The organism is Amycolatopsis taiwanensis DSM 45107, assembly GCF_000519205.1.
Lineage (GTDB): Bacteria > Actinomycetota > Actinomycetes > Mycobacteriales > Pseudonocardiaceae > Amycolatopsis_E > Amycolatopsis_E taiwanensis.
This window is the reverse complement of the sequence record NZ_JAFB01000028.1, coordinates 1-15312: the sequence shown is the minus strand read 5'-3', so window position 1 is coordinate 15312 and position 15312 is coordinate 1. Positions and strand designations below refer to the sequence as shown.

Annotated in this window: 11 protein-coding genes and 1 pseudogene; 9 read left to right on the top strand and 3 right to left on the bottom strand. The window is 70.0% G+C overall.

Translation table 11 applies throughout. The annotated features are described in order from the left end of the window. The first annotated feature begins 92 nt into the window (after positions 1-92). The 6 genes from ileS (at position 93) to A3CU_RS0122110 (ending at position 8329) form a co-directional block, all read left to right on the top strand. Positions 93-3266, top strand: a complete 3174-nt coding sequence (gene ileS / locus A3CU_RS0122135) for an isoleucine--tRNA ligase (protein ID WP_027944142.1) — start codon at positions 93-95, stop codon at positions 3264-3266. A 16-nt stretch (positions 3267-3282) separates the two neighbouring features. Next, on the top strand, positions 3283-4848 hold the full coding sequence (locus A3CU_RS0122130) for a penicillin-binding transpeptidase domain-containing protein (RefSeq protein ID WP_245617259.1): 1566 nt from the start codon (positions 3283-3285) through the stop codon (positions 4846-4848). 130 nt (positions 4849-4978) lie between these two features. After that, a complete protein-coding gene (locus tag A3CU_RS0122125; protein ID WP_027944140.1) occupies positions 4979-5251 on the top strand; it encodes a DUF167 domain-containing protein in 273 nt (90 codons plus the stop codon). Positions 5252-5330: 79 nt separating this feature from the next. Then, positions 5331-6809 carry a potassium/proton antiporter gene (locus A3CU_RS0122120; RefSeq protein WP_027944139.1) on the top strand — a complete coding sequence of 493 codons (1479 nt, stop codon included), beginning with the start codon at positions 5331-5333 and terminating at the stop codon, positions 6807-6809. A 42-nt stretch (positions 6810-6851) separates the two neighbouring features. Beyond that, positions 6852-7409: a signal peptidase II gene (lspA, locus tag A3CU_RS0122115; protein ID WP_027944138.1), complete on the top strand. Its 558-nt coding sequence runs from the start codon at positions 6852-6854 to the stop codon at positions 7407-7409. Then, on the top strand, positions 7406-8329 hold the full coding sequence (locus A3CU_RS0122110; protein ID WP_027944137.1) for an RluA family pseudouridine synthase: 924 nt from the start codon (positions 7406-7408) through the stop codon (positions 8327-8329). The genes lspA and A3CU_RS0122110 overlap by 4 nt, the downstream gene beginning before the upstream one ends. 208 nt (positions 8330-8537) lie before the next feature. Here A3CU_RS0122110 and A3CU_RS0122105 read toward each other — a convergent pair whose 3' ends face one another. Continuing rightward, positions 8538-9656, bottom strand: a complete 1119-nt coding sequence (locus A3CU_RS0122105) for a hypothetical protein (RefSeq protein ID WP_027944136.1) — start codon at positions 9654-9656, stop codon at positions 8538-8540. Positions 9657-9761: 105 nt separating this feature from the next. Between A3CU_RS0122105 and A3CU_RS0122100 the strand changes: the two genes are divergently transcribed. From A3CU_RS0122100 to A3CU_RS0122090, 3 genes are read left to right on the top strand one after another with little or no spacing between them, the layout of a single operon-like run. Next, positions 9762-11414, top strand: a complete 1653-nt coding sequence (locus tag A3CU_RS0122100) for a DUF885 domain-containing protein (protein WP_027944135.1) — start codon at positions 9762-9764, stop codon at positions 11412-11414. Further along, positions 11390-13036 (top strand): DUF885 domain-containing protein, encoded by a 1647-nt coding sequence (locus tag A3CU_RS0122095; RefSeq protein ID WP_245617258.1) that lies wholly within the window; start codon positions 11390-11392, stop codon positions 13034-13036. The genes A3CU_RS0122100 and A3CU_RS0122095 overlap by 25 nt, the downstream gene beginning before the upstream one ends. Before the next feature lie 43 nt (positions 13037-13079). Next, positions 13080-14120, top strand: a complete 1041-nt coding sequence (locus A3CU_RS0122090; protein WP_027944133.1) for an LLM class F420-dependent oxidoreductase — start codon at positions 13080-13082, stop codon at positions 14118-14120. Between the two features lie 241 nt (positions 14121-14361). Here A3CU_RS0122090 and A3CU_RS55185 read toward each other — a convergent pair whose 3' ends face one another. Together A3CU_RS55185 and A3CU_RS55180 are read right to left on the bottom strand one after the other, a co-directional pair. Then, complete coding sequence (locus A3CU_RS55185; RefSeq protein ID WP_425388273.1) at positions 14362-14937, bottom strand: MerR family transcriptional regulator; 576 nt, start codon at positions 14935-14937, stop codon at positions 14362-14364. Continuing rightward, a pseudogene (locus tag A3CU_RS55180) lies at positions 14917-15048 on the bottom strand (MerR family DNA-binding transcriptional regulator); the annotation flags it as partial. The gene A3CU_RS55185 and the pseudogene A3CU_RS55180, both read right to left, overlap by 21 nt. Between the last annotated feature and the right edge of the window lie 264 nt (positions 15049-15312).

Here is a 15312-nt window from a genome sequence, read left to right as displayed (position 1 = left end):
AAGCGGGGTGGTACCGCGGAGCGCGTCCGGTGGCGCGTCTCGTCCCCGTGTGGATCCGATGATCCTTCACGAGAACGAGGAGCGCAGCACCAATGTACCCGAAGGTCGAGCCGCAGCCGTCCTTTCCGCAACTGGAACGGAACGTACTGGCCTACTGGGAGGCCGACCGGACCTTCCAGGCGAGCATCGAGGCCCGTGAGGCCGGCGTCAACGGTGCCAACGAGTACGTCTTCTACGACGGCCCGCCCTTCGCCAACGGCCTGCCGCACTACGGCCACCTGCTGACCGGGTACGTCAAGGACATCGTCCCCCGCTACCAGACCATGCGGGGCCGCCGCGTCGAGCGCCGGTTCGGCTGGGACACCCACGGCCTGCCCGCCGAGTTGGAGGCGGAGCGGCAGCTGGGCATCACCGACAAGTCCCAGATCGACGAGATGGGCATCGCGGAGTTCAACAAGGCCTGCCGCGAATCCGTGTTGCGCTATACGAACGAGTGGCGCGAGTACGTGACCCGGCAGGCCCGCTGGGTGGACTTCGACCACGACTACAAGACGCTCGACCTCTCCTACATGGAGTCGGTGATCTGGGCGTTCAAGCAGCTGTGGGACAAGGGCCTGGTCTACGAGGGCTACCGCGTGCTGCCCTACTGCTGGCGAGACGAGACCCCGCTGTCCAACCACGAGCTGCGGATGGACGACGACGTCTACACCAGCCGCCAGGACCCGGCGGTGACGGTCGGGTTCCGTCTGCGGGACGACGGCGACAACTCCCACGCCGCCGAACTCGCGGGCGCGTACCTGCTCATCTGGACCACCACGCCGTGGACGCTGCCGTCGAACCAGGCGACCGCGGTGCACCCGGACGTCGACTACGTGGTCGTCGAGCCGGAAACCCTGCCCGGCAAGCGGTTCCTGCTCGCCGAAGCGCGGCTTCCCGCCTATGCCCGGGAGCTGGGCGAGGACCCGGCCGTCGTGGCGCGGTACAAGGGGGTCGCGCTGGGCGGCCTGCGTTACGACCCGCCGTTCCCGTATTTCGTCGGGAACCCGAACTCCCACCAGGTGCTGCTCGCCGACTTCGTCACCACCGAGGACGGCACCGGGGTGGTGCACATGTCGCCCGCCTACGGCGAGGACGACAAGGCGGCCGGCGACGCGGCCGGGATCGTGCCGGTCACGCCGGTCGACGCCAAGGGCCGCTTCGACGCCCAGGTGCCCGACTACCAGGGCCAGCAGGTGTTCGAGGCGAACCCCGACATCATCCGTGACCTGAAGAACGGCACCGGTGCGGCGGGGCAGCAGGGCGCCCTGCTGCTGCGGCACGAGACCTACGAGCACTCGTACCCGCACTGCTGGCGCTGCCGCAACCCGCTGATCTACCGCGCGGTGTCGTCCTGGTTCGTCAAGGTGACCCAGTTCCGCGACCGGATGGTCGAGCTGAACCAGCAGATCACCTGGTACCCCGAGCACGTCAAGGACGGTCAGTTCGGGAAGTGGCTGTCGAACGCCATCGACTGGTCGATCTCGCGCAACCGGTACTGGGGCACGCCGATCCCGGTGTGGATGTCCGACGACCCCGCCTACCCGCGGATCGACGTCTACGGCTCGGTGGACGAGCTGGAGCGGGACTTCGGCGTGCGGCCCACGGACCTGCACCGGCCGTTCATCGACCAGCTGACGAGGCCGAACCCGGACGACCCGACCGGGAAGTCCACCATGCGCCGGGTGCCCGAGGTGCTGGACGTGTGGTTCGACTCGGGCTCGATGCCGTATGCGCAGGTGCATTACCCGTTCGAGAACGCGGACTGGTTCGAGCACCACTACCCGGGCGACTTCATCGTCGAGTACATCGGCCAGACCCGCGGCTGGTTCTACACGTTGCACGTGCTGGCCACCGCGCTGTTCGACCGGCCCGCGTTTCGCACCTGCGTGTCGCACGGCATCGTGCTCGGCTCCGACGGTCAGAAGATGTCGAAGTCGCTGCGGAACTACCCGGACGTCAACGAGGTCTTCGAGCGCGACGGCTCGGACGCGATGCGCTGGTACCTGATGTCCAGCCCGATCCTGCGTGGCGGCAACCTGATCGTCACGGACAAGGGCATCCGGGACGCGGTGCGCCAGGCCGTACTGCCGCTGTGGAACTCGTACTACTTCCTTGCGCTCTATGCCAACGCGGAAGGCGTCGAGGGCCACTGGCGCACCGATTCCCGCCACGTCCTGGACCGCTACATCCTGGCCAAGACCAACGAGCTGGTCACCGACGTCGGCTCCGCCTTGGACATCTGTGATGTCGCGGGCGCGTGCCTTACCGTGCGTTCCTTCCTGGAAGTCCTGACGAACTGGTACGTGCGGCGCTCGCGGGACCGGTTCTGGGCGGGCGAGCAGGACGCGATCGACACCCTGCACACGGTGCTGGAGGTGACCTGCCGGACGGTCGCGCCGCTGCTGCCGCTGACCGCCGAAGCGGTCTGGCGCGGGCTCACCGGCGGGCGCTCGGTCCATCTGACCGACTGGCCACTGGTGGACGAGGTGCCCGCCGACGTGTCGCTGGTGCACGCGATGGACCGGGTGCGGCAGGTGTGCTCGTCGGCGCTGTTCCTGCGCAAGGCGAACAAGCTGCGCGTGCGGTTGCCGCTGGCGCGCCTGGTGGTGGCGGCCAAGGACGCTGAGACGCTGGAACCCTTCGTCGACATCATCGCCGACGAGGTCAACGTGAAGGCCGTGGAGCTGACCACCGACGTCGCCGCGCACGGCGGCTTCGAGGTCGTGGTGAACGCGCGTGCCGCCGGTCCCCGGCTGGGCCGTGACGTGCAGAAGGTGATCAAGGCCGTGAAGGCGGGCGACTGGTCGACCTCCCCGGAGGGTGCCGTGACGGCCGCCGGGATCGTGCTGCTCGACAACGAGTACGAGCGACGGCTGGTCGCTCGCGACACCGATGGAACGGCCGCGGCGGCCGAACTGCCCGACAGCTCGGGCCTGGTGCTGCTGGACACCGACGTCACCGACGATCTGGCTGCCGAAGGCGTGGCGCGCGACCTGGTTCGCGCCGTGCAGCAGGCCCGCCGGGAGGCGGGGCTCGATGTGACGGATCGCATCGCGCTGGTGGTGGAGGCTCCGGACGAGGTGATCGCCGCGACCCACGCGCACGAAGCGTTCGTAGCCGGCGAAACGCTTGCGGTATCGGTCGAATTCGGGCGGGTGGACAACGGCTTCCCGAGTACTGTCGGCGATGGTGCCAAGGTCACCGTGGAGGTGACGAAGGCGAGCTGACCTGGGGAGTGGTTCCGTGACGTGGCGAAGATGGGTGCTGTCCGGCGGTGCGGTGGCGATCGTGGCGATCGTGGTGGCCGCGGTTCTCGTGTTACGGGACTCCCCGGCCTCGGACGGAGCGTCCGGGAGCGCCGGCTCGGACAGCGACCTGGATGCGGTCGTGACCCGGTACCTGGCGGCCTGGTCCGCGGGTGACGTGACCACCGCCGGCTCCCTCACCGACGCCCCGCAGGACGCGGTGGAGAAGTTGAAGCAGGTGCGGCACAACCTCACCGTCGACCCGGCTACCACCGTGCGCCAGGTGTCCGGCCAGTCGGCGACCTTCGGGGTGTCGTGGACCGTGCCGGGGGCCGGCGTCTGGAGCTACGACGGCGGCCTGTCGCTGGTGCAGTCGGAAACGCGGTGGCTGGTGCACTGGACGCCCGAGGTGGTGCACCCCCAGCTCACCAACGACAGGGCGCTCGTGCTGCGGAGCACCAAGGGCGGGAACGCCGTGGTCGACCGGGACGGCAAGCCGCTGCTGACCTGGCAGCATGACCAGCCGCAGCCGGTCGACCCCAAGGTCGCGCCGCTCCTGCTGCCCGCGCTGGGCCGGGTGGCCACCGACCATGTGGACAAAGGAAAGTACGTCGTGCTCGTCGACCCCAACGGCACCGAGCAGGTTCTGTTCGGCGACGAGCAGGCCGACAGCGGCCCGCTCACCACGACGCTGAGCAGCCAGACCCAGGCCGCGGCCCAGGCGGCGGTGGACAGCGCCGGCTCCCCGGCGATGCTGGTGGCGATTCAGCCGTCCACCGGCGACGTGCTGGCCGTGGCGCAGAACGCCGCGGCCGGGAGCGCGAACCCGCTGAACGGCCTTTACGCGCCCGGCTCGACGTTCAAGATCGCCACCGCGACCGCGGTGCTCGAGACCGGCACGGCCACCGTCGACACCGTGGAACCCTGCCCCAGCACCGTCCAAATCGGACAGCGGACCATTCCCAACGACGACGGCTTCTCCTTCCCGCCACTGCCTTTGCACTCGGCGTTCGCCCACTCCTGCAACACCACGTTCGCGCAGCTGGCTTCCGGCCTGCCGGCGAGTGCGCTGGCCGACGCCGCCGACCAGCTGGGTGTCAACGCCGACTTCGACATCCCCGGGATCACCACCGAGGCCGGCAAGGTGGTGGCCGCGAAGAGCCCGGCCGAGCAGGTCGAATCGGCCATCGGCCAGGGGACGGTGCAGGTCAGCCCGTTCGGCCTCGCCTTGATGGCGGCGACCGTCGCCGGCGGCCACGCGGTCACGCCCCGGTTGTGGCACGGCCTCGACACCACGGTCAACACCTCCTACCAGGCTCCGCCGAGCGGTGTGATCAACGCGTTGCGCTCGATGATGCGTGAGGTCGTCACCGCCGGCACGGCCACCGGCCTGCGCGGCAGTGGGCAGGTGTACGGCAAGACCGGGACGGCGCAGTTCGGCGACGGCAGCCAGGCCAACGGCTGGTTCATCGGCTATCGCGGTGACGTCGCCTTCGCCGTGCTGCTTCTCGGCTCCAACTCGTCCAAGCCGGCGGTGTCCGTTGCCGCCGCGTTCCTGCGGTGACCGGCAACTGGCCGGGTGGGTCGATCCGGCGTGGTGGGAAACGCCCGGCGACGGCCGGATCTTCGCCGCGCTAGGTTGACCGTATGGAAACCGTCGCGCCGGCCGAGCCTAGTCGCGCCGGGGCGGCCTGATGCGCTTCGCGATCCGGGTCAAGCCCGGGGCGAAGCGCGACGCCGTGGGCGGCGAGTGGAACGGCGCGCTTGTCGTCGCGGTCAAGGCGCCCGCGGTCGAGGGCAAGGCCAACGAGGCGGTACGCAAGGTACTGGCCGGTGCGCTCGGTGTGCGGGCCCGGGATCTCGTTGTCGTGCAAGGCGAACGCGCCCGCGACAAGCTCGTCGAACTCGCCGATCCGCCGCCCGGTGCGGAGGCCCTCCTCGAAGCACTCCGGAGTGCCGGAACCTGATTCCGGCAAACCGGTCACCGTGCGCCGGGTGCCCGTTCCTTATGCTGAAGAGGCAAACCGCGGGGAGGGGAGATTGCGGGTGGCGGAGCTTCCGGTCGAGCTGGGTCTGGGCGCGGCCGTGCTCCTGGTTGCCGTGCTGGCGATCCGCCTGTCCACCCGGCTGGGGCTGCCGTCGCTGCTGCTCTACCTGGCCATCGGTGTCCTGCTCGGCGAACTCGGCTTCGGCATCACGATCACCAGCGCCTCGCTCATCCAGTCGCTCGGCCTGGCCGCGCTGGTCCTCATCCTCACCGAGGGCGGGCTGACCACCCGGTGGTCGGCGGTGAAACCCGCGCTGGGACAGGGAATCGCGTTGTCCACTGTGGCCGTCGCGGTCAGCATCGCGGTCACCGGCGTGGTGCTGCACTGGCTGCTCGGCCAGGACTGGCGCACGGCCCTGCTGTGGGGCGCGGTGCTCGCGCCGACCGACGCGGCGGCGGTGTTCTCCGTGCTGCGGAGCGCCGGGCTGCCCCAGCGGCTGGCCGGCGCGCTGGAGCTGGAGTCCGGGATCAACGACGCCCCGGCCTACATCGCGGTCATCGTGCTGGCCGAGGGCCTGCGGGCGGACTGGACGCTCCCACTGCTGGTGATCTACGAGCTTGTCCTCGGCGGTGTGCTGGGCGTGGCCCTGGGCTGGGCCGGCGCGTGGGCGCTGCGCCGGGCGGCACTCCCGGCCACCGGTCTCTATCCGCTGGCGACGGTCGCGGTCTGCGTGGCCGCGTTCTCCTCGGGTCAGCTGCTGCACGGTTCGGGGCTGCTGGCCACCTACGTCGCCGCGGTGGTGCTCGGCAATTCCCGGCTGCCGCACCGCTCGGACACGCTGTCGTTCGCCGAGGGGCTGGGCTGGCTCGCCCAGATCGGCCTGTTCGTGCTGCTCGGCCTGTTCGCCTCGCCGGAACGGTTGCTGGACGGCGTGGTGCCCGGCCTGATCGCCGCCGGCGTGCTACTGCTGCTCGCGCGGCCGCTGTCGGTGCTGTTGTCGTTGTTGCCGTTCCGGATGCCGTGGCGAGAACAGGCCTTCCTGTCCTGGGCCGGGCTGCGCGGGGCGGTGCCGATCGTGCTGGCGATGATCCCGCTCTCGCAGGGTTTTCCGGCGGCCGACCGGCTGGTCGACGCGATATTCGTGCTGGTCGTCGTGCTCACCCTGGTGCAGGGCTGGACGCTGGTGCCGGTCGCGAGAATGCTCGGGCTGGCCACCGGTGCGGAACCCACCGAGATCGAGGTCGACGCCGCGGTGCTCGACGAGCTGGACGCCGTCCTCCTGCAGGTGCGCATCCAGCGTGGGTCACGGCTGCACGGGGTGTACCTGTCGGAGCTGCGGCTGCCGGCGGGCGCCTCGCTGACTCTCATCGTGCGCGACGAGGAAAGCTTCACTCCCCAGCTGACGACCCGCCTCCAGGAAGGCGACCAGCTTCTCGTCGTGGCCACCGAGAAGTCCCGCGCCGCGGCCGAACGCCGCCTGCGGGCGGTGGACCGCGCCGGCCCGCTCGCCCGCTGGCGCGGCGAATCCGGGCAGTGAGCCGGTGGCGCCTCGCCCGGCATGGGCGTGGACAATGGCCAGGTGAGTACCGAACCCCGATCGGAACCGGACACCGAAAACGCACCCGCGCCACCGCGGCGGCGCGTGGGGGTGCTGGCGGTCGTAGCCGTGCTCGTGTTCGGGCTGGACCTGGTCACCAAGGTCATCATTGCGTCCACTTTGGATGGACGCGAGCCGGTGCGGATCCTCGGTGGGCTGGTCTACCTGCAGCTGATCCGCAACCCCGGCGCCGCCTTCGGCATGGCCAACGGGATGACCTGGCTGCTGGCGCTGGTCGCGATCGGCGTCGTGGTCTCGCTGATCTGGTTCGCGCGACGGCTGCGGTCGGTCGGCTGGGCGATCGGGCTCGGGCTCGTGCTGGCCGGCGCGCTGGGCAACCTCTCCGACCGGATCTTCCGGTCGCCCGGACCGTTTCGGGGGCACGTGGTCGACTTCATCTCGCTGTTCGCGCCGAACGGCAGCACGTGGCCGGCGTTCAACGTCGCCGACTCGGCGATCTGCGTGGGCGGCGCGCTGATCGTGCTGCTGTCCCTCCTCGGCCGCGAATACGACGGATCGGTCCGGAGCGGCCGGAAGTGAGCGTGCGGATGCTGCCCGTTCCGGACGGGCTGGACGGGATGCGGGTGGACGCCGGGCTGGCCAAGCTGCTCGGGCTGTCCCGCACGGTGATCGCCGAACTGGCCGAATCCGGCGACGTGCTGCTGGACGGCAGGCCCGCGGGCAAGTCCGACCGGCTCGCCGCGGGCGGGCTGCTGGAGGTGACCCTGCCCGAGCCGGACAACCAGGTCGAGGTGGTGGCCGAGCCCGTCGAGGGGCTGCGCATCCTGCACGACGACGAGGACATCGTGGTGGTGTCCAAGCCGGTCGGCGTCGCCGTGCACCCGAGTCCGGGCTGGACCGGGCCGACCGTCGTGGGAGGGCTGGCCGCGGCGGGGTTGCGCATCTCCACCTCGGGCGCGGCGGAGCGGCAGGGGGTGGTGCACCGGCTGGACGCGGGCACCACCGGCGTGATGGTGGTGGCCAAGAGCGAACACGCCTACACGGTGCTGAAGCGGGCTTTCAAACAACGCACCGTGGAAAAGGGTTACCACGCCGTCGTCCAGGGCCATCCCGACCCGACGCGGGGCACGATCGACGCGCCGATCGACCGGCATCCCCGCCACGACTACAAGTTCGCCGTGGTGGCCGGCGGGCGGCCGAGCGTCACGCATTATGAGGTGACCGAGGCGTTCCGGGCCGCTTCGCTGGTCGACATCAGGCTGGAAACCGGCCGCACGCACCAGATCCGGGTCCACTTCGCCGCGCTGCGCCACCCGTGTGTCGGGGACCTGACCTACGGGGCGGACCCGGTGCTGGCGCGCAAGCTCGGCCTGACCCGGCAATGGCTGCATGCGCGCAGGCTCGCCTTCGCCCATCCCGCCGATGGCCGCTGGGTTGAGTTCGAAGCGCCGTATCCCGATGATCTGGCGCACGCCCTGGAGATCTTGCGCGCGGACTAGATACTGTTTCGCTTGGTTTGCGTGGCGGTGCGGGTGGCGGAACCTGAGGCGGTCCCTGGCTCCGGGATCGCCTCCTCATGAATGTCCAATTCACCACGTCGGCGCTGTCCTCGCCAGGAACCGCCTCAGAACCCGCGGCGGTGCAAGTGGACGGCCCACCGCAAGCGGCTCCGCCGCTTCGAAATACACCCCAGGACCCGCCTGAGAGTCAGTCTTCGAGGGACCAGGTCAGGGAGCGGTCGTCGGGCTCGGGGCGCGGGCTCCACCGGACGGCGGTGATCCGGGTCGCCTCGGCGACCACGTAAACGGTGTGGCCGCCCGCGGTTTCGCCGGGTTGCACGCCGATCTTGTGCGGCGGCCGGGAAGTCAGCGACACCGGCGCCTTGGCCACCGCCCGGCCGTCGGCGCTGACGAGTTCGAGGTAGTTGTCAGGCAGGGCGAGGAAGGGGATCGCGCCGCGGTTGGAGATCTCGGTGTGCACCACGATCGCGCGTTCGCCCTCCTCCAGCTGGTAACCAGCCGCGGAAAAGAGGAAGTCCGCCGGGTCCTGCACCTCCAGCAACTGCACGCTCAGCTGCTCGCCGTCCAAGCCCTGCGTCGTGAGCACGTCGCCGACCCGGCCGGTGCGCACGGCGGCGGGAGCCGCGGGCGGGAACTGGTCGCCGCGCGCCCAGGACGCCGTTTGCGGCGGACCCCAGACGCTGATCACCGGGTCCAGTGGGGCAGGCACCGCCACCGGGTTGGGCGGCGGCGCCGGAGGTCTGGCCTGCGGCGCCGGATACGGGCTTGCCGCGCCCTGCAGCTGGTAGGCGCCGGCACCGCTCGGCACAGGTTGCACGGGATGGCGGCCCGACGGCGTGCCCTGGACCTGGTACGGCCCGGACGGCACGCCTTGGGCAGGTGGTGGGTACGGTCCGGATGGCACGCCTTGGGCAGGCGGTGGATATGGCCCGGATGGCACGCCCTGGGCAGGTGGTGGATATGGCCCGGATGGCACGCCCTGAACGGGAAATGGTGGCGCGGGCGGTGGATATGGCCCGGACGACGCGCCCGGACGTGCGCCCGGCGTCGGTGGCATGCCGGCCGGGGGGCCCGGTGGCGCCATCCTGGCCCACCCGCCGGTGGCGGCGAGTGCCGCGCGGAGACCGTTCGGGTCGCTCTCCACCCCGACCAGCAGCGGCAGGCCACTGCCGGACAGAGCCACCAACCGGTAAGCGACCTCGCGCGGGTCCATCCGAACCTTCGCGGCCAGTTCGTGCACGGCCACCTTGCCCAGCTCGGCCAGCGCGGCGAGCAGGCGGGCGTCAACTGGATCGGTCACGGCCACGGCTGGCAACGCTACCGCGTCCCGGCCACGTTGTTCCTATACGCCCCATAACGGGGAAGACCGGTTCTTTCCAGCGCGGGGGCAGGAGGGCTTAGGGTGGCGTCTATGACGGAGGTTGCCGCGCTGGCTGACGAGTTCGTGGAAGCGTTGTTCGATGCCGAGCCGATTTTGCCGGCGGTTCTGGGCATACCGTCCAACCGGGAGGGCCTCCGGGACGTCGGTGAGCAGGCCGACGAAGCGCATCGCGCGACGCTTTTGGAGTTCGTCCGGCGAGCCGAGGCACTCACCGCCACCGGTGCGGACCACGTGACCCGCGAGGTGTTGGTCGCCATGGCGCGCGGGCAGCTCGACCAGCTCAGCGCCCGTCTGGTCGAGTTCTCGGTCAGCGACATCTTCTCCTCGCCCGCGGTCGAGCTGCTCACCGTGCTGCCGATGATCGGCATCGCCGACGACGAGCAGGGACGCCTGCATCTGACCCGCCTCGCCGCGATTCCTGGTTACCTCGGCCAGGTCGCCGAGCGCCACCGCGCCGGAATCGCCGCCGGGCGGGTGCCCGTCGAGCGCTCGGTGCGGGCCGCGATCGCGCATCTGGATCGCTATCTCGCCGACCCGTCTTCCGATCCGCTGCTGCGCCAACCCGCGCCGAGCGATGACTTCGCCGCCCGCCGGGCCGAGTTGCTGGAGAAGACGGTGCGCCCGGCGTTCGCCGCGTACCGTGCGGCTTTGACCGACGATGTCGTCGCGCACGGCCGGCCGGAGACCAAGCCCGGGCTGTGCTGGCTGCCCGACGGCGGGGCCACCTACGCCGCGCTCGTGCGCGCCCACACCACGACCGACCGCGATCCCGATGAGTTGCACGAGACCGGCCTGGCAATGATCCGCGACCTGGCCGAGGAGTACGCCGAGATCGGCTCGCGCAAGTTCGGCACGAACGAGCTGTCCGAGATCTTCGCGCGCCTGCGTACCGATCCGGCGCTGCGCTGGAAGGACGCGGATGAGTTGCTGGAAACCGCGCGGGGTGCCATCGCCAGGGCCGAGCAGGCCGCGCCGGAATGGTTCGGCCACATCCCGCCGCAACCGTGGGTAGTCGAACCGGTGCCCGCCGCGGAGGCCCCCGGTGGCCCGCCCGCGTACTACCTCCCGCCGTCGATCGACGGGTCCCGCCCCGGTACCTACTTCGCGAACACCTACGAGGTGACCGAGCGGTTCCGGCAGACCGCCGAGGTGGTCGCGTTCCACGAGGCGATACCCGGGCACCATTTCCAGTTGTCCACCGCGCTCGGCCTGACCGACCTGCCGCTGCTGCGCCGTATCGGCGACTTCAACGCCTACATCGAGGGCTGGGGCCTCTACAGCGAACGCCTAGCTCAGGAAATGGGGTTGTACTCCGATGACGTCGCGCTGCTGGGCATGCTGACCACGGACTCGATGCGCGCCGGCCGGCTGGTGGTGGACACCGGGATGCACGCGAAGGGCTGGAGCAGGCAGCAGGCGGTGGATTACCTGCGCGACAACACGCCCATGTCGCAGGTGGAGATCGAATCGGAGGTCGACCGGTACATCGCATACCCGGGTCAGGCGCTGTCGTACATGGTGGGGCGGCTGGAGATCCAGCGGGTCCGCGCGGAGGCGGAACGGTCGCTGGGCGAGCGGTTCGACATTCGCGGGTTCCACGACGTGGTGCTCGGCGGTGGCGCGCTGCCCATGTCCGTGCTGGATTCGGTGGTCACCGAATGGGTGGGCAGCGTGGCCGGGTGACCGGCCCGGTGTCCGATGTGGACTCTCTGGCGGGCGAACTCGTCGAGTTGGTGTTCACCGCGAATCCCATCGCCCGCACGCTCCTCGGCGTGCCGGGCGCGCACGACCGGCTGCCGGATCTGAGCGCGGAGAACGAGCAGCGGTTGCGGTCGCGCTACCTCGATCTCGCCGCCCGTGCGGAAGGCGCAGACGGGGACGCTGTGACTCGCGCGGTGGTGATCCAGCAGGCCAGGGCGGGGGCCGACCGCATCGACGCCGCCGAGCTGGAATTCCAGGTGAGCAGCACCTTCTCCGCGCCCGCTCTGTCCATACTGGACGCTCTCGGCAAGGTCACGCTGGACGACGAGGAGAAGATCGCCGGGCACCTGGCCAGGCTCGCCGCGATACCCTCCTATCTGGACACCGTGCGGGAACGCCAGCGGTCAGCGATATCGCGTGGGCTGGTTCCCGCGGACTTCCTGGTGGACGTGGGCATCGCCCACATCGAGCGTTACCTGGCGAACCCGGCCACCGACCCGTTGCGGCTCAGGAGTGATGACCGGGAGGAGGCGCTGCTCGTCGAACGGGTCCGCCCGGCCTATCGGCGATACCGGGACTTCCTGGCCGACGAGGTCCGGCCGCATGCCACGGACCGGCCGGGGATGTGCTGGCAGCCCGGTGGTGAGGAGCGCTACGCGCGGCTGGTGCGCGTCCACACGACGACCGAGGCGACCGCGCAAGAACTGCACGAGACCGGGCTGGCGGTCATCTCTTCGCTCGCCGAGGAATACCGAGAGCTCGGCGCCCGGGTTTTCGGGACGACCGAACTCGCGGAGATCTTCCGGCGGCTGCGTACCGATCCCGAACTGCGCTGGACCAGCGGCGAGGAACTGCTGGACGCGGCGCGCTCGGCCGTGGCCAGGGCGGAGGCGGCGGCCCCGGCCTGGTTCCGGCGCCTGCCCGACCATTCCTGTGCGGTCAAAGCGATTCCGGACCTCGAGGCCGAAGGCCAGACGCTGGGCTACTACGTGCGGCCAACCTTTTCCGGGAGCCGGGGCGGCGCCTTCTACGCCAACACCTTCCGCGCCCAGGACCGGTTCCGGCACATGAGCGAGGCGCTGGCCTTCCACGAAGCCGTTCCCGGGCACCATTTCCAGCTCGCCGGCATGATGAAGCTCGATCTGCCGCTGTTGCGCCGGATCTGCCGGGTCACCGCCTGCTCCGAGGGCTGGGCACTGTACGCGGAACGGCTCGCCGACGAGATGGGCCTGTATTCCAGCGATCTCTCGCGGTTCGGCATGCTCACCCAGGACTCGATGCGGGCGGGGCGTCTGGTGGTGGACACCGGCATGCACGCGCTCGGCTGGAGCCGGCAGCAGGCGGTGAACTTCCTGACCGAGCACACGCCGATGGCGCCGCTCGAAATCGAAAGCGAGATCGACCGGTACGCGGGCTGGCCCGCGCAGGCGCTGTCCTACATGGTGGGGCGCCTGGAGATCGAGCGTATCCGCGGGGAAGCGGAACGGGCGCTGGGCGCACGGTTCGACGTCCGGGAATTTCACGACGCCGTGCTGAGGCAGGCGGTGGTGCCCTTGCCGGTGCTGGACTCCGTTGTGCGGGAATGGACGGACGGCCTGCGGTAGGGTTGGCCTGACTAAGCGACTGCTTACCGGAGGTGGCGTGGCAATGCGGATCGGCATGCAGATCAACTATGCCGGTGGCTTCACCGAAAGCGTCGCGGACGTCGTCGAACTGGAGAAGGCTGGGCTGGACATCGTGTTCGTCCCGGAGGCGTACTCGTTCGATGCGGTCAGCCAGCTCGGCTACCTCGCGGCCCGGACCGAGCGGGTCGGGATCGCGTCCGGAATCCTGCAGCTCTACACCCGCACGCCGACCCTTACCGCGATGACCGCGGCCGGGCTCGACTACGTGTCGAACGGTCGGTTCACCCTGGGCATCGGCGCATCCGGGCCGCAGGTGATCGAGGGCTTCCACGGCGTCCGTTACGACGCGCCGCTGGGCCGTACGCGGGAGATCGTGGAGATCTGCCGCCAGGTGTGGCGGCGCGAACGGGTCGTGCACGAGGGCAGGTACTACAAGATTCCGCTGCCCGCCGAGGAGGGCACCGGCCTCGGCAAGCCGTTGAAGCTCATCAACCACCCGGTCCGCGAACGCATTCCGATCATCAATGCCGCGATCGGCCCGAAGAACGTGGCGTTGACCGCGGAGATCGCGGAGGGCTGGCAGCCGATCTTCTTCCACCCCGAGAAGGCGGCCGAGGTCTGGGGCGACGCGCTCGCGGAGGGCAAGGCGAAGCGCGATCCGGCGCTGGGTGCCCTGGACGTCTCGGTGATGGTGCCGGTGGCGATCGGGGAAGACGTGGCCGGGCTCGTCGACTACGTGCGGCCCGTGGTCGCGCTGTACGTCGGCGGGATGGGTGCGCGGGGCAAGAACTTCTACAACGAGCTGGCCTGCCGGTACGGCTACGAGGCCGAGGCGAAGCAGATCCAGGACCTGTACCTGGACGGCAAGAAGGAGGAGGCCGCGGCCGCCGTCCCGGCCGACCTGCTGAACGCGATGTCGCTGGTGGGTCCGCGCGAGCACGTCAAGGAGCGGTTGGCGGCCTTTGCCGAAGCGGGCGTCACGACGCTGCAGATCACGCCGCTCGAACCCGGCCCCCAGCGCCGGGCCGAGCTCGTCCGCGAACTCCGGGACCTCCTCACCTGATCCCCCGCGCACTCAAGCCGGGCACACACCCGCCTGAACCGGGCACACACCAGGGTCCGCCGCGTCCCCGGTTCAGGAAGGCGAATTCCCGGTTCAGGAAGGCGAATTCCCGGTTCAGGAAGGCGAATTCCCGGTTCAGGAAGGCGAGTTCCCGGTTCAGGAAAGCGAATTCCCGGTTCGGGAGGCTGAGTCCCCGGTTCCAGGTGGGTGTGTCCCCGGCTGGGGCACGCGAGTTCTGGCTTCAGGAACCTGAATTACCGGTGACGAGCGAGAGCACGCTGCTGAGGGCGGCGGCACCGTCGAGGAGGGCACGGGAGCGTGCCTCGATGCTGGCGTCTCTGGCGGCCAGCGCGGCGATGACTTCCTCCGCTCGGCGGGTGCGCCGTAGTTCCGGCATGAGCGTGCGGAGGGGTTCGATGCGGTAACCGGCCTTGCGTAGCTGGTGAACGATGCGTGCGTCGCGTACCTGGGCTGGTGTGTACCGCCGCGTTCCTGTGGAGTCGCGGTCGGGGATGGCGAGTCCCTCCGCGTCCCAGTGCCGCAATGTCGAAGGGCGTACGCCGAGCGCGGCGGCGAGTTCGGAGATGCTCATCGAGTCCGCGGGGCGGACGTCTTCGATCGGCTCGTCGGAGATGGCTTCTGCGGCCCGTTTGGCCTGCCGCAGCTCCGTGCGTTCGGTGTCGAGACGGGCGTGTGCCGCATCGAGAAGGGCCAGCATCGCCGGGACGGCGGACTCGTGGGCGGCCCGAATGATCTTCCTGGCCTCGGGCGGACCGGCTCCGGCGGAGAGAGCCTGGTAGGCCAGCGCGGAACGCACATGTATCTCGCCGTAGATCCGGTAGCCGTTGTCGGTGCGCCTCGCCGGCGGCAGCACACCGTCACGCTCGAGATTGCGCACCTGCTGCACGGAACAGCCGGCACGGCGCGCGACATCGACGGTGCGGCAACTGGGCGTGTCATGCCAACCGTGTAAGTCGGAGGTGGCCCATGATCGACTGGCTGGTTAGCTGGCCGGAAGGGACATCAAGTGACCAAGGACACATCGTCGAGCGGGTCGTCGGCTCGCGCGGATGAGGCGGCAGCGCGGCGGTTGGCGGAGGCTTTGTCGCCGGCGACGATCGATTCGTTGATCAAGGACGCGCAGGCGGCCGGGACGCCGTTGGATGGCGCGGACGGCCTGTTGAATCAGATG

What these genes read in the sequence shown, in the direction of transcription:
- ileS (WP_027944142.1), top strand. Translation starts at nt 93, where the DNA reads ATGTACCCGAAGGTCGAGCCGCAGCCGTCCTTTCCGCAACTGGAACGG.
- A3CU_RS0122095 (WP_245617258.1), top strand. Translation starts at nt 11,390, where the DNA reads ATGGGTGGGCAGCGTGGCCGGGTGACCGGCCCGGTGTCCGATGTGGAC.
- A3CU_RS0122090 (WP_027944133.1), top strand. Translation starts at nt 13,080, where the DNA reads ATGCGGATCGGCATGCAGATCAACTATGCCGGTGGCTTCACCGAAAGC.
- A3CU_RS0122100 (WP_027944135.1), top strand. Translation starts at nt 9,762, where the DNA reads ATGACGGAGGTTGCCGCGCTGGCTGACGAGTTCGTGGAAGCGTTGTTC.
- A3CU_RS0122125 (WP_027944140.1), top strand. Translation starts at nt 4,979, where the DNA reads ATGCGCTTCGCGATCCGGGTCAAGCCCGGGGCGAAGCGCGACGCCGTG.